We start from the raw sequence: 24,466 nt of genomic DNA on the forward strand, positions 1-24,466 counted from the left end.
CGATTAATTATTCGCGTGCAGCTCTTCGTTCAGTTCAATAGCGGACTTGTTGGTCTTGCACTCAACAGCGCCAGTGAGACTGTTGCGACGGAACAGCAGGTCGTTCTTGCCGGCCAGGTCGCGGGCCTTGATGACTTCTACCTGTTTGTTGTTGTCATCCAGCAGGTTCACCTTGGTGCCAGAGGTGATATACAGACCAGCTTCAACGGTGCAGCGATCGCCCAGTGGGATGCCGATGCCGGCGTTAGCGCCGAGCAGGCAGTTTTCGCCCACGGAGATGATGATGTTGCCGCCACCAGACAGGGTACCCATGGTGGAGCAGCCGCCGCCCAGGTCAGAGCCCTTGCCGATCATCACGCCGGCAGAAATGCGGCCTTCGATCATGCTGGTGCCTTCGGTGCCGGCGTTGAAGTTGATAAAGCCCTCGTGCATCACGGTGGTGCCTTCGCCCACATAGGCGCCCAGACGAACACGGGCAGTGTCAGCAATACGCACACCCTTGGGTACAACGTAGTCGGTCATCTGCGGGAACTTGTCGACCGATTTCACTTCCAGGGTGCGGCCTTCAATGCGGGCCTGCAGCTGGCGCTCTGGCAGTTCGTTCAGGTCGATGGCGCCTTCGTTGGTCCAGGCCAGGTTCGGCAGCAGGCCGAAAATGCCGTCCAGCTTTACACTGTGGGGCTTGGCCAGCCGGTGGGAGATCAGGTGCAGCTTCAGATACACTTCCGGGGTGCTGGAGGCGGTATCGTCGGTAGCCAGCACGGTAACCACCACAGGGCGCATGCTCTCGGCCGCTTTTTCCGCAAGTTTCGCCTGGTCGGTTTGGCCCAGCTGGCGCAGGGCGTTGGCAAACCTGGTCAGTTGCTCGGCTTTAACATCCATGGCCTGGTTACCGCCTTTGTAGTCCAGCGCGGTTTCAACCACGTCGATCAGGTCTTTGCCTGGGGTCATGATCGGCTGCTGGTAATACACCTCCAGCCACTCGCCCTGGTTATTCTGGGTGCCGATGCCAATGCCGAATGCAAAACTCATCTGATCTGCTCCTGTGCTCAATAATTGAAAGAATGTTTGCCACGGACGCGCACTGACCTGCACGGACAAAAAAAAGAATTCTTAATTGCTGTCCGTGAGCGTCTGGGAGTGTCCGTGGCTGAAATAATTAATCAGTCCACGTGGACCATTGGTCTGCGTTAAAGCCCACGGTCACTTCGTCGCCCCGCTCAACCACCGGGCGTTTAATGATGGAGGTGTTCTCCAGCATGATCTGGTGGGCATTTTGGGCGTTAATGGTATCACGAAGCTCGTCGGGAAGTTTTCGCCAGGTCGTGCCCCGCTTGTTGATCAGGGTTTCCCAACCTATGGCCTGCTCCCACTGGCTCAGCTTCTCGCTGGTCAGGCCGTCTTTCTTGAAGTCGTGGAATTCGTAGACGATGCCGTTGTCGTCCAGCCACTTACGGGCTTTTTTCACGGTATCGCAGTTCTTGATGCCATATAACTTCATGCTTTGAAACCTTTTACAAAATCGACGATTCGCCGGGCTGCTTCCACGCACTCCTCCAGCGGCGCTACCAGCGCCATGCGCACTCGGTTCTCACCTGGGTTGTGGCCACCTACCGTTCGGGACAGGTACCGGCCGGGCAGTACGTGCACGTTCTGTTGTGCAGACAGCTCCTTGGCGAAGGTTTCATCATCCATCGGCGTCTCCGGCCATAGATAGAAACCGGCATCCGGGAAGTCCACGTTCATCACTTCGCGCAGGATGGGCACCACCGCTTCGAACTTGGCCCGGTAGGCGGCCCGGTTTTCCCGCACGTGGTCTTCATCACTCCAGGCGGCAATGCTGGCCAGCTGGTTGTGAACGGGCATGGCGCAGCCGTGGTAGGTGCGGTACTTCAGGTAACCGGCCAGTACCTCGGCATCACCGGCCACAAAGCCGGAGCGCAGGCCGGGCAGGTTGCTGCGCTTGGACAGGCTGTGGAACACAATGCAGCGCTTGAAGTCGTGACGGCCGATGGCCGCGCAGGTTTGCAGCAGGCCTTCGGGTGGGGTGGCTTCGTCCGGGTAGAGTTCGGAATAGCATTCATCGGAGGCGACCAGAAAATCATGACGGTCAGCCAGTTCGATAACCTTTACCAGAGTCTCCCGGGGGATGACCGCGCCGCTGGGGTTGCCCGGGGAGCACAGGAACAGGATTTGGCAGTCTTCCCAGACCGATTCAGGCACCGCGTCGAAATCCGGAATAAAGCCGTTGCTGGCGTCGCAGGGCAGGTACACGGGGTCGGCGCCGGCCAGGAAGGCAGCCCCCTCGTATATTTGGTAGAACGGGTTCGGGCTGACAACAGTGGCCGGTTTACTGGCATCCACCACCGCCTGAACCAGGGCGAAAATAGCCTCACGGGTGCCGTTGACCGGAACAACGTTGTGAGCCGGGTCCAAACTGCCTTCGGCCAGCTGGAAGCGCTTGCTGGCCCAGTGGGCGATGGCTTCGCGCAACTCATCGATGCCTTTGGTGGTGGGGTAGTTAGCCAGTTTGTCCAGGTTGTCGGCGATCACCTGCTTCACAAACGCCGGTGACGGGTGCTTGGGTTCGCCAATGCCGAGCGATATCGGCTTCAGGTGTTCAGGTACTGTAATGCCGGCTTTAAGTTTGGCCAGCTTTTCAAACGGGTAAGGATGAAGTCTTTCGAGATTCGGGTTCATTGAATGTCGTCCAGCATTTTGCAAAGGTCCTGTTGCAGGGCCTGGCACACGCCCGGGTCGCGCAGCGGCTCTCCGTGTTCATCGGTGATGAAGAACACGTCTTCCACGCGCTCGCCCAGGGTCGCAATCTTGGCGTTAGTTAGTCGCACCCGGTGTTCCAGCAGCACCTGGCCGATGCGGGCCAGAAGGCCGGGGCGGTCCGGGGTGATGACTTCCATCACCGTGCGCTGATTGATGGTGTCATTGGAGAAGGTCACTTCGGTTGGGAAAGCGAAGTGCTTCAGCTGCCGGGGCGTGCGCCGGTGGATGATGTCCGGGTAGTCTTCCGGGTCATCAAGTTCTTCGATCAGGCGCTTGCGCACTCTTTCCTTGCGGGCCGGATCAACGCCCAGTGGCTGACCCTGTTCATCCAATACCACGTAGGAGCTGATCGAGTGGGGGCCTTCGCTGGAGTTGATGCGGGCATCCACGATGTTCAGGTTCAGCTGTTCAAGCACCGCCGTGGTTGCCGCAAACAGGGCAACCCGGTCTTTCATGTAGATAATAATCTGTGAGTAACCGTCTGTCGGCCCACCCCGGGTGTCACGAATCAGCACCAATGGGTCCGGGTTGTCACCGTGGCGAATGATGGCTGCCGTCTGCCAGGCAATATCCACGGTGGAATCCTGCAGGAAGTAGTCCTCGTCTACCGTTTCCCAGATAGGATCAATCTGCTCATCGGTCATATTCTGTGCGTGCAGGATCTGACGGGCTTCCTCCCTGGTGGCGCGTATCCAGGCCTGGCGGTCTACTGGCGTGTCGGTGCCACGGCGCAGGGCGCGCTTGGCTTCAATGTAAAGCTGGCGCAGCAAGGATGCGCGCCAGGTGTTCCAGAGTTTTGGGTTGGTGGCGCTGATGTCGCACACTGTCAGGATGTACAGATAATCCAGGTGGGCCTGGCTGGGCATCGCCCGGGCAAAGGCCTGGATGATGTCCGGGTCTGAAATGTCCTTGCGCTGGGCGGTCATGGACATCAGCAGGTGGTTTTCCACCAGCCATGACACCAGTTGGGTGTCCCGCTCACTCAAGTGGTGGCGCTCACAGAAGGCTTCGGCGTCAATGGCGCCCAGTTCTGAGTGGTCACCGCCCCGGCCCTTGGCCACATCGTGATACAGGCCAGCAATAAACAGCGTTTCCAGTTTGGGCAACCGATGAATCAGCCGGGAGGCCAGGGGGTATTCATTGCGCACGTCGGTACTGTTCAGCCGCGCCATATTGCGGATCACGCGCATGGTGTGGGCATCGACCGTGTATATATGGAAGAGGTCGTGCTGCATCTGGCCGATGATCTGGCCAAACTCCGGCAAGTAGCGGCCCAGTACGTTGTACTTTTTCATGGCAGACAGAGTCTGGTCCAGTGCGTGTGGCGTGCGCAGCAGTTCCATGAACAGGGTGGTAACCGCCAGATCGGACCGGAAGGCGTCGTCAATCAGGTGCCGGTGGGCCCTTAACGAGCGGATGGTGGTCGCACGGATACCCTTGATTTCAGGGTGCTGGGCCATCAGCACGAAGATTTCCATGATGGCGTAGGGGGCGTAGGCGAACACCTGGTTGTTGATGGCTTCTATATACAGGTTGCGAATCTGGAAGCGTTTGTTCAGTGGGCGGATTTCGTCTTCACTGCCCTCGCCGATAATGGCTTCGTCGTAGTACTGCAGGATAACGTCAGCCAGCTCCGCCAGGGCCAGTACGGTGCGGTAGTAGGACTGCATCATCAGCTCGACGCCCAGCCGTTTGCCTTCATCTTTGTAGCCGAGCATTTCCGCGAGCGCACGTTGGTGGTCGAACAGCAGCCGGTTTTCATTGCGGTCGGCAATCAGTTGCAGGCCATAACGCAATTGCCACAGGAAGGTTTCGCCCTGGTGCAGGATCTGGTGTTCTTCTTCGGTCAGAATACTGAAGCGGGTGAGGTCGGCAATGTTCTGCAGGCCGAAGTGGCGTTTGGTGATCCAGCCGATGGTCTGGATGTCCCGAAGTGCGCCGGGGGAACCTTTAACGTTAGGCTCCAGGTTGTATTCGGTGTCGCCGTATTTTTTGTGGCGCTGTTGCTGCTCTTCCCGCTTGGCCAGGAAGTAGTCACGATCCGAGCTGACCTCGTCGGAATAGACCAGCTCACTGAGCTCTGCCCGCAGTCCATCGGGGCCGGCGATGGTTCGGGTCTCCAGCAGGTTGGTCAGGATGGTGATGTCCTGCCGGGCCGAGGAGAGGCACTCTTCCATGCTGCGCACACTGTGACCGATATCCAGCTTGAGGTCCCAGAGCAGGGTAACGAATGCGCCCAGGTCATCCTGCCAGGCCTCTTCTATGCCGTGGCGGGTCAGGATCAGCAGGTCTATGTCGGAGTGGGGGTGTAGTTCGCCGCGCCCGTAACCGCCCACAGCGACCAGGGCAATGTCGGAGGAGCGGGAAAACGGGTACCGGTTCCAGATCAGCCGGAGCACTTTGTCGATGGTGTTGGCCCTGGCATGAACCAGGGCTCTTACATCGGCACCCTGGCGGAAAGCTTCGGCGTCAGCATCATAGCTTTCCCGTAACAGTTCCCTGGCGGCAAATACCGGTGAGGTGTCGTTGCTGATACGGGATTCCAGCTCGCTTCGGTCCACTTAGAATGACTCTTCCGATCGTTTGGTCAGCACTTCATAGCCGTCAGCGGTCACCAGGATGGTGTGCTCCCACTGGGCAGACAGTTTGTGGTCCTTGGTGACCACCGTCCAGCCATCGGCCATCAGCTTGGTCTGGTATTTGCCTTGGTTGATCATCGGTTCGATGGTGAAGGTCATGCCTTCCTGCAGTTCCATCCCGGTGCCGGGCTTGCCGTAATGCATGACCTGCGGCTCCTCGTGGAACACCTTGCCAATGCCGTGGCCGCAGTAGTCTCTTACCACGGAATAACGATGCTTCTCGGCATGCTGCTGGATGACATGGCCAATGTCGCCCAGGCGGGTGCCGGGCTTGACCAGTTCAATACCTTTATACAGGCACTCCTGGGTGATCTGGATCAGGCGTTCGGTACCGGGCTTGGGTTTGCCAACAACCCACATCTTGCTGGTGTCGCCGTGGTACTCATCCTTTATAACGGTGACGTCGATGTTAATGATGTCGCCGTCTTTCAGGATTTTCTTTTCGGTCGGGATGCCGTGGCAGATCACATGGTTGACCGACGTACAGATGGATTTCGGGAAACCCTTGTAGTTGAGCGGCGCCGGAATAGCCTGCTGTTTGTTCACGATATAATCGTGGGCGATGCTGTTGAGCTCCTCGGTAGAAATTCCGGGCTTTACGTGTTCGTCCAGCATTTCCAGAACTTCGGCCGCCAGCCGGCCGGCCACGCGCATTTTTTCAATTTCTTCGGGAGTCTTGATGGATACTTGCATCGCTATACCTGTTGATTTGCATCAAACAGGCATTTTAAGGGCCTGAGGGGTCAGGTACAAGGCGAGCTGCCTGCTATCGTGACTATAGGGTTGCGCTAAAAATAATGGCACCCCGGTGTCGCTTTATGGTATAAACGCGCCCGCCGGAAACGAATCCGGCAAATTCACACACGTGTCAGCACGTTGTCCCAGGGTGCCGGCTCCTGTTAGAGGAGGCTGGTTGGGGCAATCGGACGCGTGGAGGACTAACCCGAAGCTAAAAGGTAAATATCATGGCTCAGGTAAATATGCGTGACCTGCTCAAAGCAGGTGCTCACTTTGGTCACCAGACCCGTTACTGGAACCCGAAAATGGGTAAGTACATTTTCGGTGCCCGCAACAAGATTCATATCATCAACCTTGAGCAGACTGTTCCTGCCATGAACGAAGCGCTGAATGTGATTCAGCAGCTGGCAGAGAGCAAGAACAAGATCCTGTTCGTTGGTACCAAGCGTGCTGCGTCCAAGATCATCAAGGAAGAAGCTCAGCGTTCCGGCCAGCCCTACGTTAACCATCGCTGGTTGGGTGGCATGCTGACCAACTACAAGACCATCCGTCAGTCTATTCGCCGCTACCGTGATCTGGAAGCCCAGAGCAAAGACGGTACTTTCGACAAACTGACCAAGAAAGAAGCCCTTGAGCGTACCCGTGAAATGGACAAGCTCGAGCGCTCCATCGGTGGTATCAAGGATATGGGCGGCCTGCCCGACGCGCTGTTCGTTATCGACGTGGATCACGAGCGTATCGCTATCAAGGAAGCCAACAAGCTGGGTATTCCTGTTATCGGTGTTGTTGATACCAACAGCGATCCGGACGGCGTTGATTACGTAATCCCGGGTAACGATGACGCCATCCGCGCCATCCAGATCTACGTGAAGGCTGTTGCCGATACCTGCCTGGAAGCTTCCCAGTCTGCAGGCGCTGGTGCTGACGAGTTTGTTGAAGTCAGCGAAGACGCTGCGGGCGCCGCTCCGGCTGCCGAGTAACACTTAAACTTCACGTTTGAGTTGCAAGGTATGCCCGCTCGTTAATCCGGGCATACCTCCCCACCGAATTCGGAAACGATTAAGAGGACTGAACATGGCTGCAATTACCGCTGCAATGGTCAAAGAGCTGCGTGAGCGTACCGGCCTTGGCATGATGGAATGCAAGAAGGCACTGGTTGAAGCCGGTGGTGACGTTGACGCCGCAATCGAAGAGCTGCGCAAGTCTTCCGGTCTGAAAGCCGCCAAGAAAGCCGGCCGTACCGCCGCTGAAGGCGTGTCTCTGGTTAAAGTGTCTGACGACAACACCGTTGCCTACATTCTGGAAGTGAACTCCGAGACAGACTTTGTTGCTCGTGACGACAACTTCATGAACTTCGCCAACGACGTTCTGAACGTTGCCTTCGAAAAAGGTGAAACCGACGTTGCGGCCCTGATGGCTGGCGATCTGGAAGCCAAGCGTGAGGCGCTGGTTCAGAAGATCGGCGAGAACATCACTGTTCGTCGCATCATCAAGGTGGAAGGTCCGGTTGTGGGCGGTTACGTTCACAGCAACAACAAGATTGCCTCTGTTGTGGCCCTGACTGCAGGTAACGAAGAGCTGGCTCGTGACATCGCGATGCACGTGGCTGCTGTTAACCCGCGTGTTGGCAAGCCCGACGACATGCCGGCTGAAGAGCTGGAAAAAGAGAAAGAGATCATCAAGGCGCAGCCGGATATGGAAGGCAAGCCTGCTGAGATCATCGAAAAGATGATGGGTGGCCGCATCAAGAAGTTCCTGGCTGAGAACAGCCTGATTGAGCAGCCGTTCGTCAAGAACCCAGACCAGAAAGTGGGCGACCTGATCAAAGCTGCCGGTGGCGAGCTGGTTGGTTTCGTTCGCCTGGAAGTGGGTGAAGGCATCGAGAAAGAAGAAGTGGATTTCGCTGCTGAAGTGGCTGCTGCCGCTGGCACAGGCAAGGCCTGATCCTCTTCTGAGCGCTGTCACGCAAGGTGGCAGTGCTTACCTGAGTCTGCCACGTCAGTCGGGTACGCCCGGCTTTCGTGGCGGGCTTGTATCTGAGATACCCCTTTTTTTGAGGAGTATGTCAGATACAAGCCTGCAACGGGTTTGCGCCGGATAGCCAACAGACGATAAGGGGATCACCATGCCGACATCTTCAAAAAACCAGCCCAGATACAAGCGTGTTCTGCTGAAGCTCAGTGGCGAGGCCCTGATGGGCGATCACGATTTCGGTATTGATCCCAAAGTTCTTGATCGCATGGCGCTTGAAATCGGTGCCCTGGTCGGTATTGGCGTACAAGTGGGGTTGGTGATTGGCGGTGGTAACCTGTTCCGGGGGGCAGCGCTGAGTGCCGCAGGCCTTGACCGTGTGACGGGGGATCACATGGGTATGCTGGCCACGGTCATGAATGGTCTGGCCATGCGTGATGCGCTTGAGCGTTCCAATATCCGGACCCGTGTGATGTCTGCCATTCCAATGAGCGGCATTGTTGAACATTATGACCGCCGGCGCGCAGTACGTGACCTGAAAGAGGGTGACGTGGTTATTTTCAGCGCAGGTACCGGTAACCCGTTCTTCACCACAGACTCCGCCGCTTGCCTGCGGGGTATCGAGATCGAGGCCGATGCCGTGCTGAAGGCCACCAAGGTTGACGGTGTCTACAATGCGGATCCCCATCTTGACCCCAGCGCTGTAAAATACGATTACCTGACCTACGATGAGGTTCTGGACAAAAAGCTCGGGGTGATGGACCTCACGGCTATCTGCCTGGCCCGGGATCATGGTATGCCGCTGCGCGTGTTCAATATGAGCCAGCCGGGCGTTCTGACCCGCATTGTGACTGGCGAGAAAGAAGGCACATTGATTGAATAATTGGTTGCCGGCTGCGGAAAGATGGCCGGATACTGCACTATAACCAGACGAACGTTTCGAGGATGCTGACGTGATTAACGATATCAAAGCAGATGCCGAGAAGAAGATGAAGAAGAGCCTGGAGGCTCTGCACTCGGCTTTCAACAAGATTCGCACCGGCCGTGCCCACCCTGCGATTCTGGACAGTGTGATGGTGAACTACTACGGTCAGGAAACGCCGTTGAAGCAGATTGCCAGCGTTAACGTTGAAGACAATCGCACCCTGATGGTTGCCCCTTGGGAGAAAAATCTGGTTCCCACCATCGAAAAGGCCATCATGACGTCGGATCTGGGACTGAATCCGTCTACCAGCGGTGATGTGATTCGTGTGCCCATGCCCATGCTGACCGAAGAAACCCGTAAGGAAATGGTCAAGCAGGCGAAAGCGGATGCCGAGCATGGTCGGGTGTCCATCCGTAACGCTCGCCGCGATGCCAACAGCATGATCAAAGACCTGCTCAAAGAAAAAGAGATCAGTGAGGACGATCAGCGCCGGGGCGAAGACGAAGTCCAGAAACTGACTGACAAGTACATCGCTGAAGTCGACAAGATGCTGAAGGCGAAGGAAGAGGACCTGATGGCGGTCTGACCGCCAGGTCCATTCAGTAGAAAGCACGCGGCGGGGTGGATGCTCCGCGGCACAGAGGGTTTCATGACGGCACAAATAACCGCAGAAATTCCGGTGATGGCAGACAACTGTCCCCGGCATGTGGCCATTATCATGGATGGCAATAACCGCTGGGCCAAGGCCCATCGGCTCAAAGGAGTGGCTGGTCACAAGGCTGGTGTGGATGCGGTAAAGGCCGTGGTGGAAACCTGCGCCAGGGAAGGGGTGGAGGTGCTCACCCTGTTCGCTTTCTCCAGCGAGAACTGGCGTCGCCCGAAAGACGAAGTGTCGGCTTTGATGAGGCTTTTCCTGATTGCCCTTGAGCGCGAGGTCCGGAAGCTCCATCGCAACAATATCCGCTTGCGCATAATAGGCGATCGCTCGGCTTTCAATCCAACGCTTCAGGAGCACATGGAGAAAGCCGAGACGCTGACCCGCGACAACACGGCGATGACTCTGGTGATTGCGGCGAACTACGGGGGCCACTGGGACATAACCCAGGCCACCCGGAAGGTGGCAGAACAGGTTCGGATTGGTCAACTTGAACCGTCAGACATTACCGACGACCTGATCCAGCAGCACCTCAGTATTGGCGACCTGCCCATGCCGGACCTAATGATCCGTACCGCCGGCGAGCAGCGCATCAGCAACTTCCTGTTGTGGCACCTGGCCTATACCGAGTTCTACTTTTCCAGCGTTTACTGGCCGGATTTCAAGGCTGAGGAAATGCGCAAGGCACTGGAAGCCTACAGCCGTCGCCAGCGTCGTTTCGGGCAAACCGACGACCAGATCGCGGCGCGAGCTTCACAACAATAACGATACAGCGACTTATACCGTGTTAAAAACCCGCATCATCACAGCTCTTATTCTTGCTCCCATCGCGATTGGCGGCATCTTTTTTACATCACCCTTGGGGTTTGCCCTGTTCACCGGCGCGATCATCACTCTGGGTGCCTGGGAATGGGCGAATATGTCCGGCATTGAGGCGCAGCCGGGCCGGGTTATCTACGCCGCTGTTGTTGCAGCGTTACTCTATGGGCTGCTGAACGTGCCTTCGGTGGCCGTGCTCTGGCTTGCCGTGATTTGGTGGCTGGTGTGCTTCTGGCTGGTGCGCCGGTATCCGGCTGGATCGGATTCCTGGGGTGCCGTGCCAGTGCGAGCGGTGATGGGCCTGCTGGTGCTGATACCGGCCTGGGTGGGGTTGAACCACCTGCGAACCGGAGGCTTTCAGTTTGGTGACCTGGCAGATAACCGCCTGGCGATTCTCTATATATTTCTTGTGGTTTGGGTGGCGGATATTGGCGCCTATTTTGCGGGCAGAGCGTTCGGCAAGGCCAAACTGGCGCCCCGGGTCAGCCCCGGTAAGTCCTGGGCCGGTGTGTGGGGTGGCCTGGCGGCGGTCGCCTTGCTTGCCGTTGTCGCCAGCCAGCTGGCTGGCGCCACGCCTGTTCAAATGGCTCTGTTGATCGTTGCCACACTGGTCACCGGTTTTGTGTCGGTGCTGGGCGACCTTCTTGAAAGCATGCTCAAGCGGTTCCGGGGTATCAAGGACAGCAGTCAATTGCTGCCCGGCCATGGCGGGATCATGGATCGCATCGATAGCCTGACTGCCGCCATTCCTGTATTTGCCCTGATAATCACCCTGCTGGGTTGGTTGACCACCGGTCACTGGTAACTATGACAACACGTTGCATTACCGTATTGGGGGCAACGGGCTCCATCGGGCTCAGCACCCTGGATGTGATTCGCCGACACCCGGGCCGGTTCTCGGTCTACGCGCTGACAGCGGGCACGCGGGCATGGGAGTTGGCAACCCTGTGCCGGGAGTTTCGCCCCAAGGTAGCTGTCATGGCCAGTGAGCGCGCTGCGGACGAGCTCAGGGAGTTGCTGGCCGATTGCCCGGATACCCAGGTGCTCGGGGGTGAGGCAGGCCTCTGTGCCGTGGCTGCTGCGAGCGACGCCGATACAGTCATGGCCGCCATTGTTGGCGCTGCGGGCCTGGCGCCAACCTTATCGGCAGTGCGGGCCGGAAAGCGGGTACTGCTGGCCAACAAGGAAGCCTTGGTGATGTCGGGCCAGTTGTTTATGGACGCGGTAATCGCCTCAGGCTCGGAGTTGCTGCCCATCGACTCTGAGCACAACGCCATTTTCCAGTGCATGCCAGCAGACAAAATTCGGGATCCGAAGGCCGCCGGTATTACCCGGATCCTGTTGACCGCCTCTGGTGGGCCGTTTCGAACCATGGCAGCAGAAGAGCTCCGCAGTGTTACTCCGTCTCAGGCCTGTGCGCACCCGAACTGGTCGATGGGCCAGAAGATTTCGGTCGATTCCGCCACGCTGATGAACAAAGGGTTGGAGCTGATTGAAGCCTGCTGGCTGTTCAATACCACGCCAGACCGGGTTGAGGTTCACGTTCATCCGGAGAGTATTATCCATTCCATGGTGGAGTACGCGGACGGCTCTGTTCTGGCTCAACTTGGAAGCCCGGACATGCGTACGCCAATTGCCAACGGGCTGGCCTGGCCCGAGCGTATTGAGGCGGGGGTTGCACCTCTGGACCTGTTTGCCATTGGTAAATTCCATTTTGAACGACCGGATCTCCAGCGCTTCCCCTGCCTGCGGCTGGCCGCCGAGGCTTTCGCCAGTGGTGGCACGGCACCAGCGGTGCTGAATGCCGCCAACGAAGTGGCGGTGGAGGCGTTTCTGGACGGTAAGCTGTGCTTCGCCGATATCCCCGTTATCATAGAGCGGACTTTGGCGGCGACGCCGGTCGTTCCAGCGAGCGACTTCGACACCATATTTACCAAGGATGCCGAGGCTCGCAGCCGGGCCAGGGAACAGATAAGCCTGCTGTCTGTCTGAGTCCTGCGGGAATGTTCATGTTGGCCGACGGCCTCAAACCGGAAACTCTATGCAGATTATTCAAACCGTTCTGGCACTTGCATTAACACTGGGAATCCTGGTGACCCTGCACGAGTATGGTCACTTCTGGGTGGCCCGGCGGTGCGGGGTCAAGGTGCTCAGGTTTTCCGTGGGCTTCGGTAAACCCTTGTTTTCCTGGTACGATCGTCACGGTACCGAGTTTGCGGTGGCGGCGATCCCGTTGGGCGGCTACGTCAAGATGCTCGATGAGCGGGAAGGCCCCGTACCGGAGGGGCTGAAAGATCAGGCCTTTACCTCCAAGCCGCCGTCCCAGAGAATTGCCATCGCTGCTGCCGGCCCGCTGGCAAATTTCCTGTTTGCCATCTTCGCCTACTGGTTGCTGAGCGTAGTGGGCGTAACAACCGTTGCTCCGGTGGTAGGGGATGTGACGCCCGGCAGTGTGGCCGAGAGGGCAGGGTTGCAGCAGGGCATGGAAATCCATGCTGTGGATGGTCACCGGGTGACGTCCTGGCGTGATATTAATATGCGCCTGTTGGAGCGAACCGGAGAACAGGGCCTGGTGACACTTGAGGTGTCACAGAATGGATCAAGAGGCACAGTCGACGGAGCCCTGAATGGCTGGCGTCTGAGCAATGATACGCCTAACCCCCTGGCAGAATTCGGTATCACGCCCTGGCGACCGGCGGTGCCGGCTGTGTTGGGGCAGGTCACCAGTGATGGCCGGGCTGCTGCCGCAGGGCTTCGGAGCGGCGATCGTATTGTTGCCGTGGACGGCGAGCCGGTGGCCGACTGGTTTGCCCTGGTGGACTACATCAGGAATGCGCCGGAAACCGACCTTGAGCTGTCCATAGAGCGTGATGGCACTCCCCTGGAGCTTACCGTTCGCCCGGCTACCCGAACCCTCGACGACGGCCAGGAAATTGGCTTTGTGGGTGCAGGTGTCGAAGCGATCACCTGGCCAGACGAGTTGCTGCGTGAAGTCCGTTACGGCCCCTTTGCGGCCATTCCGAATGCGGTGCATGAAACCTGGGCGGATACCCGACTGACGCTGGTGGCCATCAAGAAAATGGTCACGGGCCTGTTGTCGCCCACCAATCTGAGTGGGCCGATAACCATTGCCCGGGTGGCTGAGGCCAGTGTCAGTTCCGGGTTTGAAGATTTTATCCGTTTTCTGGCCTACCTGAGTGTCAGCCTCGGGGTGCTGAATCTTTTGCCGATTCCTGTATTGGACGGTGGCCACATTGTGTATTACACCATCGAGGCTATACGCCGAAAGCCGGTATCTGAACAGGTTCAGGCACTTGGATTACGAATTGGTATGGCTTTGATTCTGACTTTAATGGTGTTTGCTCTTTACAACGACCTGATGCGGTTGTGAGAATTGCGGGCTCCTTACCGCACATTAACCAGGCGATATAACTGAATGAGACGTTCCCTTCTAGCTGTAGCCGTTGGCCTAGCCATTACCGCAACTGGTATCAAGCCTGTGCTGGCGGATGAATTCACGGTAGCGGATATCGAGGTAGAAGGCCTTCAGCGGGTTTCAGCGGGCTCCGTCTTCTCGGCTTTTCCGGTAAACATTGGCGAGCAGATCGACGAGACCCGCCTGGCCAATGCCATCAAGGAGTTGTTCAGGACCGGTCTGTTTACCGACATCGAAGCCAGCCGTGACAGCGGTGTACTCATTCTGTCGGTCAAGGAGCGCCCTTCCATTTCGTCCATTGAGATCGACGGCAACAAGAACATCGAAACCGATATGTTGATGGATGCGCTGGCGGGCGCCGGGCTGGAAGAAGGTCAGGTTTTCCGTAGAGCGACCCTCGAACGGCTGGAGCTTGAGATCCTGCGCTCCTATATCGCACAGGGCCGTTATAACGCGCGAGTGCGTGCCACGGCTGAAGAACTTCCCAGAAACCGGGTAGCGGTTCGTCTCGATATCAACGAAGGCACTGTTGCCTCAATCAAGCACATTAATATTGTTGGAAATCAGGATTTCAGTGATGAAGAGCTGATCAGCCTGTTTGAGTTGCGCACCAGCAGCTGGTGGAATTCCATTACCAATAAAGACAAGTATGCCCGGGAGCGCCTGAGTGGTGACCTGGAATCGTTGCGTTCATTTTACCTTGACCGCGGTTATCTGGATTTCACCGTAGAATCCAGCCAGGTGTCCATTTCACCGGACAAGCAGCAGGTATTTATCGCCATCTCCCTGGATGAAGGCCCCCAGTATACGATTTCGGACATTCGCCTTCGCGGCAACCTGATCGTCGAAGAAGAAGAGTTGCGCAAACTGATCCCGGTTAAAGAGGGAGATGTATTCTCCCGCGCCCAGATGACCTCCATCTCTGAGGCGTTGTCGTTCCGCCTGGGGCGCGAGGGCTATGCCTTTGCCAACGTCAATGCGGTCCCTGAACCCGGCGAAGACAACACAGCGGCGGTGACCTTCTTTATCGAGCCGGGCAAGCGCGCTTACGTCAGGCGTGTGAATTTTGAGGGCAATATCTCCACCAAGGATGAAGTGTTGCGTCAGGAAATGACCCAGATGGAAGGGGGCGTTGCGTCATCTGATCGCATTGAATTCTCAAAAACCCGATTGGAGCGATTGGGCTTCTTCCAGACGGTAGACGTTGAAACCGTCCCAGTACCCGGAACCGATGATCTGGTGGATGTGAATTACAGTGTCCGTGAACAGCCGACGGGCAGCTTGTCAGCGTCGATCGGTTTTTCCCAGAACTCCGGTGTGATCCTCGGTGCTGCAGTCTCCGAGAACAACTTCTTCGGTACAGGTAAGCGGGTGTCGTTTGGTGTAAACGTCAGCGATTCTGTTAAAAGCGCCAATATTTCCTATCTGGATCCCTACTACACTGTCGACGGCGTCAGCCGTGGTTTCAGTTTGTTTGCCAGGGAAACCGATTTTGAAGAGCAGGATATCTCCTCTTACTTGCTGGATGAATATGGCGCCAGATTAACCTTCGGGTATCCGACAGATGCCATCACCCGGCTCAATTTCGGTGTGGGTGTCACTCAATCCAACCTCAAACCTGGCATCTTTTCCTCGGTTGAGGTGCGTGACTTCATTGCCGACGAAGGTGATTCGTTTACCAACTATTTCCTGTTCGGCAGCTGGCGGCGCAGCACACTGAACCGCGGCGTACTGCCTACTCGCGGTTATAGCCATTCTCTGTCGCTGGATGTGGCGGTGCCCGGAAGTGACCTCACGTTCTATAAGGCCACCCACAGAACAGATTTTTATTTCCCGCTGGTAGATACGCAGCGGTGGGTGGTCAGGGCTCGCACTGAGGTGGGTTACGGGGATGGCTATGGCGATCGTACCCAGATGCCGTTCTTTGAGCACTTCTACTCGGGTGGCTATGGTTCGGTGCGTGGTTACCGGGCAAACTCCCTTGGCAATCGTGCTGAGCCGGCAGAAAATGATTTCTCAAGCCCGGATCCCTTTGGCGGTAACCTGCTGACCGAGGCCGGCCTGGAACTGATCTTCCCAACCCCCTTTGCGGGCGACACCCGTTCCATGCGCACTTCCTTTTTCCTTGACGCGGGCCAGGTGTTCGATACCGATCGCGGCTTCGACCCGGAATTGAAGGAAGTGAGGACCGCGGCTGGTGTGAGTTTCCAGTGGATTACGGCAGTGGGTCCGCTTGCTTTCAGCCTGGCGAAACCGCTTAATGACAAGCCGGGCGATGATACTCAGGTGTTCCAGTTCTCGCTGGGGCAAACCTTCTGATTGCAGTAAACAGAAAAACAAAGGATGAAACACAGGAGATTCCCGATGAAACGTCTATCTGCCATTGTTGGCGCAACTCTGATGGCATTCTCGCTGCAGCTCGCAGCGGAGACTAGAATTGGCGTGGTTGACCTGCGCCAGGCGTTGTTTTCGTCCAACGACGCCCAGTCTTTCAGTGAGAAACTTCAGCAGGATTTTGCTGGCGAAGAAGCCAAGGTTCGTGAGGCCCAGGAACAGGCCCGCAGGCTGAAGGATCGGATCGAGAAAGACGGCGCCATGATGAATGAAAGCGAGCGCAACAAGGTGACCGGTGAGTTCCAGGAGAAAGTGCAGGAGTTCAACTTCCTCAAACAGCGCCTGGACCAGACCGTTGCGCAGCGCAAACAGCAGTTTCTGGAGAACGCTCGCCCTGAAGTAGACGCGGCCGTCAAAGAGCTGCTGGAAGAGCACAATCTGGACCTGATTCTGCCGAGCGAAGCGGTTGTCTACGTTAAGCCGGAGATGAACCTGACCTCGGAATTGCTCGAGAAGCTTAACCGATAAACCTGGCCAGGCACTGTTACTACCGCATCGGGAGAAGGTTCAATGGTGCAAAAATCCTTTCGTTTGCAGGAACTGGCCGAGGCGTTGGGTGCTGAGCTGAGGGGAGATCCGGACACATCCATTTCCGGTTTGGCAACGCTGCAGGCTGCGGGCCCCGGGCAGATGAGTTTTCTGGCTAATCCCGCCTATGCCAAGTATCTGGCGCAGACCAAGGCCTCTGCGGTGATTGTGTCGCCGGCTAATGCGGCCGATGCTCCGACCAATGTCCTGTTACTGGACAACCCCTACCTGGGCTACGCTCGCATCAGTCACTGGTTTGACGCCACGCCGGCACCGGTTGCCGGTATTCACCCTACCGCCGTGGTTGATCCCTCGGCAACCGTTGCGGACTCTGCCTGTGTCGGCCCGCACGTGGTGATTGAAGCGGATGCGCAAATCGGTGATCAAGTTGTCATCGGGGCTGGCTGTTTCATCGGAGCCCGTTCCCGGATCGGTGATCAGTCAGTCCTGCGCCCGCGAGCTACCCTGGCCCATGATGTAGTGCTCGGGCTGCGTTGTCATATTCTCAGCGGGGCAGTCATCGGTTCAGATGGCTTTGGTTTTGCCAACGAGCGTGGTGTGTGGCACCGCATTGCCCAGGTTGGGGGCGTGGTGCTCGGAGATGATGTAGAGATTGGTGCCAATACCACGATTGATCGGGGTGCGGTTGACGACACAGTGATTGGCAATGGTGTAAAGATCGATAACCTGGTTCAGGTTGCGCACAACGTACGCATTGGCGACCACAGCGCCATGGCCGCGAAAGTGGGCATTGCCGGCAGTACAAAGATTGGTCGGCATTGTGTGTTCGGGGGCGCCGCTGGTGTTGCCGGCCACCTGGAAATTACGGATCAGGTGCAACTGACCGGTATGACGATGGTCACAGGCGACATTGCAGAGCCCGGGGTGTATTCGTCGGGTACCAGCGCAGATACCAACCGGCAATGGCGAAAAAATGCGGTACGCTTCAGGCAGTTGGACGTTCTGGCGAGGCGGGTCAAGGAACTGGAAAAAAAGCTAGAGGGCTGAGGCCAAGCAAGATGATGAAAATTGATGAAATCCTGGAGTATCTGCCGCATCGCTATCCATTTCTGCTGGTGGACCGGGTAACCGAAGTCGAAAAAGGAAAGTCGATTAAGGGATACAAGAATATCTCCTTCAATGAGCCTTTCTTCACCGGGCATTTCCCGGACAACCCCATTATGCCCGGGGTGCTGATTATTGAGGCCATGGCGCAACTTTCCGGAATTCTCGGTTTTGTGACCGTGGAACGGAAACCGTCTGATGGCGTGATACAATATCTGGCTGGCTCCAGTAAAGTACGCTTCAAGCGTCCCGTGCTGCCGGGAGACCGCCTGGATATGGAATCCGAGTTTGTGTCTGGCAAGCGTGGTATCTGGAAATTCGAATGCCGCGCATTGGTGGACGGAGAAGTCGCGTGCGTTGCAGAAATATTGACCGCTGAGAGAGAAGTTTGATGGCGACAAATGACTGGTCGGGTGTCCATCCTCAGGCGATTGTGGACTCGTCAGCCAAACTGGCGGATAACGTTACGGTAGGTCCCTGGAGTTACATTGGCCCGGGAGTGGAAATCGGTGAGGGCACCGAGATCCTTTCCCATGTGGTGATCAAGGGCCCGACGGCTATCGGTCGCAATAACCGTATTTTTCAGTTCTCCAGTATCGGGGAAGAGTGTCAGGACAAGAAGTACGCCGGTGAGCCAACCACACTGGTGATCGGCGACAACAACGTTATCCGCGAGAACTGCACCATCCACCGCGGAACCATCCAGGATCGGGGCGAAACCCGCATTGGCAATGGCAACCTGCTAATGGCCTACGTGCATGTTGCCCATGACTGCTGCGTTGGAGACAACACCATTCTGGCGAACTGTGCCACCCTGGCTGGTCACGTTACGGTAGGTGATTACGCCATCCTCGGTGGCGGCACCATGGTGCATCAGTTCTGCCATATCGGGCCCCACAGCATGGCAGCCGGTGGCAGTATCGTGCTCAAGGATATCCCCGCTTATGTCATGGCCAGCGGGCAATCAGCCCAGCCCCACGGCATGAACGTGGAGGGGCTTAAGCGCCGGGGTTTCAGCAAGGAAGTTTTGTTGACCTTACGCCGGGCCTATAAGGTGATCTACCGTCAGGGCCTGACCACAGAGCAGGCACTGGAAGAGCTTGAGAGCAGCTTTGCTGACGTGCCAGAGGTTCGCCCGCTGATCGACTCGCTCCGGGGAGCGGATCGCGGCATCATCCGCTGATCCGGCAGGAGGCTGCCGGTGACGCACGCACAGGCTGACATGGTCAGTTCCCGCAAGTTGACCATTGCCATTATCGCCGGTGAGGCATCGGGGGATATCCTCGGTGCCGGCTTGATCCGGTCTCTCCGTAATCGCTATCCGAATGCCCGCTTCGTTGGTATTGGCGGCGATGAGATGAACGCCGAAGGGTTTCATTCCCTGGTCCCCATGGAGCGGTTATCCGTTATGGGGTTGGTGGAAGTGCTGGGGCGTATTCGGGAGTTGTTCAGTATCCGCGCCCGGCTGTTGGACTATTTCTTTACCACTCCGCCGGATGTCGTGATTGGCATTGATTCACCGGATTTCACCCTGGCTATCGAGCGGCGGTGTCGGGAGGCGGGTATCCCCTCGGTTCATTATGTGAGTCCTTCGGTCTGGGCGTGGCGCCAGAAGCGTATTTTCAAGATTGCCAAGTCTGTGGACCTGATGCTCACGCTGTTTCCCTTTGAAGCCCGTTTCTACGAAGAGCACCAGGTGCCGGTCGCTTTTGTGGGGCACCCGCTGGCTGATCGTATTCCCATGGAACCGGATACCGGTTCCGCCCGGGAGAGCCTTGGGCTTGAGCCAGACAAGCCGGTACTGGCCGTTTTGCCAGGCAGTCGGGGTGGGGAGGTGGAGCGCCTTGGCACGCTGTTCCTGGAGGCGTCCCGTTGGCTACAGGCCCGCAGGCCAGACATTCAGTTGGTGATTCCCTGTGTAAACCGGGATCGGGAACGGCAGGTGCAGGCGTTGGTGGAATCCCTGGACGTGAAACTGTCGGTTACCCTGGTGCGCGGTCGCTCTCGTGAGGTGATGGCTGCCAGTGATGTGGTGCTGCTTGCCTCAGGAACTGCCACCCTCGAAGCGATGTTGCTCAAAAAGCCAATGGTGGTGGGCTACCGATTGAGCAACTTCAGTTACAAGCTGCTGTCGCGGCTGGTAAAAGTGCCCTGGGTGGCGTTACCGAACCTGCTCGCCCAGAAACCATTAGTGCCGGAACTGTTGCAGGACGATGCCACCCCTGAAAGTCTGGGTGCTGCTGTGCTTGAGCGACTGGAAAATGAACAGGAGCGGGCTGCATTGAAGCGAGCCTTTTCCGAGCTTCATCAGTCGCTGAAACAGAATGCCGATGAGCGGGCCGCCAAGGCTATTTCTGAATTGTTGGAGCGGCACCGCTAATGGCTGGTAAGGCGCTCCCTCCGTTTGAATGCAGTTATCAAGGCTGGCGACTCGCCGGGGTGGACGAGGTAGGCCGGGGCCCTTTAATCGGTGCCGTCGTCACCGCAGCGGTGATTCTGGACCCCGAGCGGCCTATTCAGGGCCTTGCGGATTCCAAGAAGCTCACAGAGAAGCGGCGCCTGGCACTGTACGATGAGATTGTCGAAAAGTCAGCGGCTTGGTGCCTGGGGCGCTGTGAGCCTGGCGAGATCGATCAATTGAATATCTACCAGGCCACGATGCTGGCCATGAAGCGGGCGGTGGATGGTCTTTCCATCGCTCCGGAATACGTTCTCGTGGATGGCAACCGTTGCCCGAACTGGCGCTGGCCATCGGAGCCGGTGGTAAAAGGGGATAGTCGACACCCGGCCATCGGCGCAGCATCTATCATTGCCAAGGTGACGCGTGATCGGGAAATGGCGTTGCTGGAGCAAACCTATCCCGGTTACGGTCTGGCGCAACATAAGGGGTACCCGACGCCGGTGCACCTGGAGGCGCTGATGCGTCTTGGGGCAACCCCGGAGCATCGCCGATCCTTTCGTCCTGTCCAGGAAGCAATTGACTCCGCAGGTTTCTTTCAGCCGGCCAGCGATAAGGGTGCGCCCGAGTTGAGCTATCCCACCGACCTGTTTGAAAATATGGATTGACAGTCCCGGTGGTGCGCTGTAATATTCTCGCCACGTTGATCGGGGCAACCCCGGTAAACAAAAGATTTTGTTAAAAGTTTTGATGCGGGGTGGAGCAGTCTGGTAGCTCGTCGGGCTCATAACCCGAAGGTCGTTGGTTCGAATCCAGCCCCCGCTACCAATCAGAAAAAGGCCGGCTTTTTAGTCGGCCTTTTTCGTTTTCTGTGCCCGAAAACCTCCTGAGCCCACCTTTTATACAATCCGCGTTTGGCGTTTTGTCTGATCGCCTGCACAATTTTTCATCAACTGTAAAGTCAAAAAAATGACAATTTTATAACTTCAAAAATGACGTCATTCGCATCATCATCCGATCCGATTTTATAGAATTTCACAAAGTCGACGGAAAAATGGTGTAGATAGCCAATGAAACGCGTCATCAAAATGTCAAAGGCATGGATTGCCGCGTTTTTACTAGGAGTTCTTCTCACCGGCTGTGGCGGAGGCGGTTCCGATGCCGGGAGTGATGCAAATACCTCGGGCTCCAATACCTCCGGTAATGTAGGGTCAGGTCCTTCGGGTGTGCAGCCTGAGCCGGTCCGTGCAGCCGTCCTGAGTTGGTCAGCACCCTCTACCCGGGTCAACGGCGACGGTATTGCCATGGGCGAGCTCGACAAGTATGTAATCCGTTATGGTCAGGACGTTGAAAATCTGTCTGGTGAGGTGATCATTGGCGAGGCCGACGTCTACCCGGAGATGAGCTACACGGTGGACAATCTGGATTCCGGTACCTGGTACTTCACGATTCAGGTGCAAGATAAGCAGGGCCTGGTCAGCGAGCCCTCAGCGCCTGTCAGCAAGACCATTCGCTCCTGAGGGGCATGAGCAAGTCATGGCATCGGGTCGGCAATGGGCAGTTTCAGGATGAAAGTGGTGCCTTCGCCTGCGGTGGATTCAACAGAGATGTCGCCCCGATGTTTTTCAACAACGGTTTTCACGAACGACAGGCCCAGCCCGGTGCCGTGGGTGCCTGCCAGCTCACTGCGCTTCTGCCGGTGGTAGCGATCGAACAGCATCGGTAGTTCTGCCTGATCTATCCCGCTACCCTCATCGGCGATGGCGAGGCATGCCAGGTGGCCAGCGCGGTATACCTGAACCGTGATCGCAGATCCCGGTGGGCTGTATTGGACTGCATTGGTCATCAGGTTAATGACTGCCCGCTCCAGCAATTCCGCATTCCCCTTCAGCCAGAGATCTTCGGTGCCAATCACCTGCAGGCTTATCTGCTTTTCCTGTGCCTGCTCACACACGCTGTCCCGTGCGTTTTCTACGATAGCCAGAAACTCACACTCGTAGAACCGGGTTTCCGTCAGCTGCTCTGCCCGCGCTAGCTGTACAAATTCTTCCGCCAGGTGGTAGCTGCGCCGGGCCAGTCTGCCCAGCTGTTCAAGCTGGCGCTCATCAATATGGCTAGGGTCTCGTTTCAGTTGCTCAATCAATGCCAACTGAGACACCAGCGGAGAGCGAACATCGTGAGAGATAAAGTCGATGGCTTCCCGATGCTGCCGCTGCTGCTCCCGAAGCTCGGAAATGTCCGAGATGTTGGCGATGATTCCGAATTGATTGCTGTCTGGCAATGCGAACGGTGCCAGGTGAATCAGGAAATCCTTGTTGTGAATTTTGAGGTCAACGGTTCGGCTTTGCCGAAGGGTCAGCGTCTCAGACACGGTTTCATACCAGGGCGCCGCGTCCCTTGGGTCATGGCCTTCCAGCAGGCGCGTCAGGGGTAAGCCGCTGAGGCTCGGCATGGGCTCCCGGAACCAGGCTTCAATGTGCCGGTTGGCGAAGCGGATAACACCCAGCTCATCCGTTACGATGATGCCGTCTGGCATGCGCTCGAAGCTGTGGCTGATGAATGCCTGCATCTGGCTGAGGCGCTCGGTGGCGGTTCGGACTTTTTCAATACGCCGGGACAGGTTCTCCTGGGCGCCCGGCTCAAGGGCGGGCGCGCTTGGGTCTTCCAGTTTAAGGTTCTGCAAGTACAGCTGGATAACTTCCCGGCTCAGGTCATCCGGCAGGGTGAGCCCGAGCAGGTACCCGCTGCCGCCGCGAATAAGGCGTATCCAGCTCTGGTTGCCATGATGACTCCATTGCCCGACTTGGATGTTGGTCGGGACATCGGCCAGTGTCATTCCTTTGACTGCCAGCAGGTCTCTGCCTTCCGCCAGCAGCCAACCCTGGGGCTGGAGTAACGCGCTCAGGTGTTCAAGAAGTTGGTGAGGTTGCCTGCGTGAAGGGTCTGGCAAGGCAAGTTGCGGTGTTCTGGCCAAGTCATCCAGTTGACGGTTCAGGAAACGGTTGGCCATCGCAAGCCGAAGGCCGCTGGCCACCGGCAAAGCGATCATGGGCAACAATAGGGCATTGGCGGCCGACAGGTGGTAATGCAAGCTGCGTAGGACCACAAAGTAGGTGACCAACACCAGTGCAAAACTGACGCTACAAGCGAGGACGGTGGCTGCGGGCTTGAGCCGTGGCAGGGAGTTGGCGAGGCCAAGGAGGATAACCAGTGCCAGTGCAATGGAGGCCCAGCCAGGTGCGGAGGAGATCAGTGTGTTCTGGCGACTGGCGGAATACACGTTGGCGTGGAACTCAACGCCACTCATGGGCCTGCCGAGGCCGGAAAACGGTGTACTAAGAATATCGCCAAAACCGACCGCGGTGGCTCCGATGAAGACGGTCTTGCCAGCGAAGGTCTCCAGGGGTACCGCGCCGTTCAGCACATCGACGTAGGAATGGGCAGGGATTGTATCTGCTCCGCCAGCCAGTGGCACAAAGCGGAATTCGCTGCGGACGTTGGTATAGGCAGGCGCATCCGGTGCGTGGCGACTGGGGTTGACCTGATCCTGAGCAGCCAGTGCCAGCGCCGGCCAGCGATGATTGCCCAGGCTGTTGTACAGGTACAGGCCGCGGGCCACGCCATCGTCTTCCAGCTCAACATGCACGTGCCCGAGTGCAGAAGCCTTCTTCTCCAGCAGCGGTGCGGGCAGTTGTTCAGCCATCCGTTGTCTTGGCGTAGCCGGCGAGTAGTGTATGGGCAGCACAACCCGGCCATGGCGCTCCATGGCGTCTGCGAGGGCCTGGTCGCTGGAGGAGGGTTCAGGAAACAGAATGTCCAGCACAATGACTTCTGCGCCGGCATCGGCAAGCTGGTCAATCAGCCGGGCATGGAGGTTGCGGTCCCACGGCCAGCGCCCGAGCGCGTCCAGGCTGTGTTCATCGATGCCCACCAGAGCCAGGCTGTCATCAATGGGCGCCGGCCAGCTGGTGATGGCTTTGTCGTAAAGCCAGAAATCGATGCGCTCTTCCAGTGTGGTTATCTGGAGTAATAGCAGGATGCCTGTGAGCAGCAAGCCCAGAGACCAGGGTGTTGTCTTTAAGGTTAACCAATCCCTTCTCATGGGCCGTGCGGTTCG

22 protein-coding genes and 1 tRNA gene are annotated in these 24,466 nt (G+C 57.3%); 17 read left to right on the forward strand and 6 right to left on the reverse strand.

Annotated elements, in window-relative coordinates; genetic code table 11:
• Positions 1–3 precede the first annotated feature (3 nt).
• From dapD to map, 5 genes are all read right to left on the reverse strand, one after another.
• Complete coding sequence (gene dapD / locus C7H10_RS12875) at positions 4–1,032, reverse strand: 2,3,4,5-tetrahydropyridine-2,6-dicarboxylate N-succinyltransferase (RefSeq protein WP_106695228.1); 1,029 nt, start codon at positions 1,030–1,032, stop codon at positions 4–6.
• Between the two features lie 127 nt (positions 1,033–1,159).
• Entirely contained in the window at positions 1,160–1,501 is a 342-nt protein-coding gene (locus C7H10_RS12880; protein ID WP_106695229.1) for an ArsC family reductase, read from the reverse strand.
• Positions 1,498–2,700, reverse strand: coding sequence for a succinyldiaminopimelate transaminase (gene dapC / locus C7H10_RS12885; RefSeq protein WP_072676895.1), 1,203 nt, complete (start codon positions 2,698–2,700; stop codon positions 1,498–1,500). Before dapC ends, C7H10_RS12880 begins: the two co-directional genes overlap by 4 nt.
• A complete protein-coding gene (locus C7H10_RS12890; protein ID WP_106695230.1) occupies positions 2,697–5,342 on the reverse strand; it encodes a [protein-PII] uridylyltransferase in 2,646 nt (881 codons plus the stop codon). The genes dapC and C7H10_RS12890 overlap by 4 nt, the downstream gene beginning before the upstream one ends.
• Positions 5,343–6,113 (reverse strand): type I methionyl aminopeptidase, encoded by a 771-nt coding sequence (gene map, locus C7H10_RS12895; protein ID WP_106695231.1) that lies wholly within the window; start codon positions 6,111–6,113, stop codon positions 5,343–5,345.
• A gap of 272 nt (positions 6,114–6,385) precedes the next feature.
• Here map and rpsB point away from each other — a divergent pair, with 272 nt between their 5' ends.
• From rpsB to C7H10_RS12980, 17 genes are all read left to right on the forward strand, one after another.
• Positions 6,386–7,138, forward strand: a complete 753-nt coding sequence (gene rpsB / locus C7H10_RS12900) for a 30S ribosomal protein S2 (RefSeq protein ID WP_058090260.1) — start codon at positions 6,386–6,388, stop codon at positions 7,136–7,138.
• Between the two features lie 94 nt (positions 7,139–7,232).
• On the forward strand, positions 7,233–8,102 hold the full coding sequence (gene tsf / locus C7H10_RS12905) for a translation elongation factor Ts (protein ID WP_061333438.1): 870 nt from the start codon (positions 7,233–7,235) through the stop codon (positions 8,100–8,102).
• Positions 8,103–8,283: 181 nt separating this feature from the next.
• Positions 8,284–9,012, forward strand: a complete 729-nt coding sequence (pyrH, locus tag C7H10_RS12910; protein WP_058090258.1) for a UMP kinase — start codon at positions 8,284–8,286, stop codon at positions 9,010–9,012.
• 70 nt (positions 9,013–9,082) lie between these two features.
• Entirely contained in the window at positions 9,083–9,640 is a 558-nt protein-coding gene (gene frr, locus C7H10_RS12915; protein WP_061333437.1) for a ribosome recycling factor, read from the forward strand.
• Positions 9,641–9,703: 63 nt separating this feature from the next.
• Positions 9,704–10,474, forward strand: a complete 771-nt coding sequence (gene uppS, locus C7H10_RS12920) for a polyprenyl diphosphate synthase (RefSeq protein ID WP_061333436.1) — start codon at positions 9,704–9,706, stop codon at positions 10,472–10,474.
• Between the two features lie 19 nt (positions 10,475–10,493).
• A complete protein-coding gene (locus tag C7H10_RS12925; protein WP_061333435.1) occupies positions 10,494–11,333 on the forward strand; it encodes a phosphatidate cytidylyltransferase in 840 nt (279 codons plus the stop codon).
• Positions 11,334–11,335: 2 nt separating this feature from the next.
• The gene (ispC, locus tag C7H10_RS12930; RefSeq protein ID WP_061333434.1) at positions 11,336–12,520 is read left to right on the forward strand and encodes a 1-deoxy-D-xylulose-5-phosphate reductoisomerase; all 1,185 of its coding nucleotides are present in this window, start codon (positions 11,336–11,338) and stop codon (positions 12,518–12,520) included.
• Positions 12,521–12,569: 49 nt separating this feature from the next.
• The gene (rseP, locus tag C7H10_RS12935; RefSeq protein WP_061333433.1) at positions 12,570–13,919 is read left to right on the forward strand and encodes an RIP metalloprotease RseP; all 1,350 of its coding nucleotides are present in this window, start codon (positions 12,570–12,572) and stop codon (positions 13,917–13,919) included.
• Between the two features lie 45 nt (positions 13,920–13,964).
• Positions 13,965–16,283: an outer membrane protein assembly factor BamA gene (bamA, locus tag C7H10_RS12940; protein WP_106695232.1), complete on the forward strand. Its 2,319-nt coding sequence runs from the start codon at positions 13,965–13,967 to the stop codon at positions 16,281–16,283.
• A 45-nt stretch (positions 16,284–16,328) separates the two neighbouring features.
• Complete coding sequence (locus C7H10_RS12945; protein ID WP_106695233.1) at positions 16,329–16,826, forward strand: OmpH/Skp family outer membrane protein; 498 nt, start codon at positions 16,329–16,331, stop codon at positions 16,824–16,826.
• 45 nt (positions 16,827–16,871) lie between these two features.
• Positions 16,872–17,894, forward strand: a complete 1,023-nt coding sequence (lpxD, locus tag C7H10_RS12950; RefSeq protein ID WP_425269122.1) for a UDP-3-O-(3-hydroxymyristoyl)glucosamine N-acyltransferase — start codon at positions 16,872–16,874, stop codon at positions 17,892–17,894.
• Positions 17,895–17,905: 11 nt separating this feature from the next.
• A complete protein-coding gene (gene fabZ, locus C7H10_RS12955; RefSeq protein ID WP_058090249.1) occupies positions 17,906–18,343 on the forward strand; it encodes a 3-hydroxyacyl-ACP dehydratase FabZ in 438 nt (145 codons plus the stop codon).
• On the forward strand, positions 18,343–19,134 hold the full coding sequence (lpxA, locus tag C7H10_RS12960) for an acyl-ACP--UDP-N-acetylglucosamine O-acyltransferase (protein ID WP_106695235.1): 792 nt from the start codon (positions 18,343–18,345) through the stop codon (positions 19,132–19,134). Before fabZ ends, lpxA begins: the two co-directional genes overlap by 1 nt.
• 39 nt (positions 19,135–19,173) lie before the next feature.
• Positions 19,174–20,331 carry a lipid-A-disaccharide synthase gene (lpxB, locus tag C7H10_RS12965; protein WP_106695270.1) on the forward strand — a complete coding sequence of 386 codons (1,158 nt, stop codon included), beginning with the start codon at positions 19,174–19,176 and terminating at the stop codon, positions 20,329–20,331.
• Positions 20,331–21,017: a ribonuclease HII gene (rnhB, locus tag C7H10_RS12970; protein WP_106695236.1), complete on the forward strand. Its 687-nt coding sequence runs from the start codon at positions 20,331–20,333 to the stop codon at positions 21,015–21,017. The genes lpxB and rnhB overlap by 1 nt, the downstream gene beginning before the upstream one ends.
• 83 nt (positions 21,018–21,100) lie before the next feature.
• Positions 21,101–21,177, forward strand: a tRNA-Met gene (locus C7H10_RS12975).
• A 398-nt stretch (positions 21,178–21,575) separates the two neighbouring features.
• Positions 21,576–21,869, forward strand: a complete 294-nt coding sequence (locus tag C7H10_RS12980; protein WP_227510239.1) for a fibronectin type III domain-containing protein — start codon at positions 21,576–21,578, stop codon at positions 21,867–21,869.
• Between the two features lie 14 nt (positions 21,870–21,883).
• On the opposite strand, the gene C7H10_RS12985 is transcribed toward C7H10_RS12980, so the two are convergent.
• On the reverse strand, positions 21,884–24,451 hold the full coding sequence (locus C7H10_RS12985; RefSeq protein WP_106695237.1) for a CHASE2 domain-containing protein: 2,568 nt from the start codon (positions 24,449–24,451) through the stop codon (positions 21,884–21,886).
• Positions 24,452–24,466: the final 15 nt, after the last annotated feature.

Origin of the sequence: Marinobacter shengliensis (assembly GCF_003007715.1) — a bacterium.
GTDB classification, from domain to species: Bacteria; Pseudomonadota; Gammaproteobacteria; order Pseudomonadales; family Oleiphilaceae; genus Marinobacter; species Marinobacter shengliensis.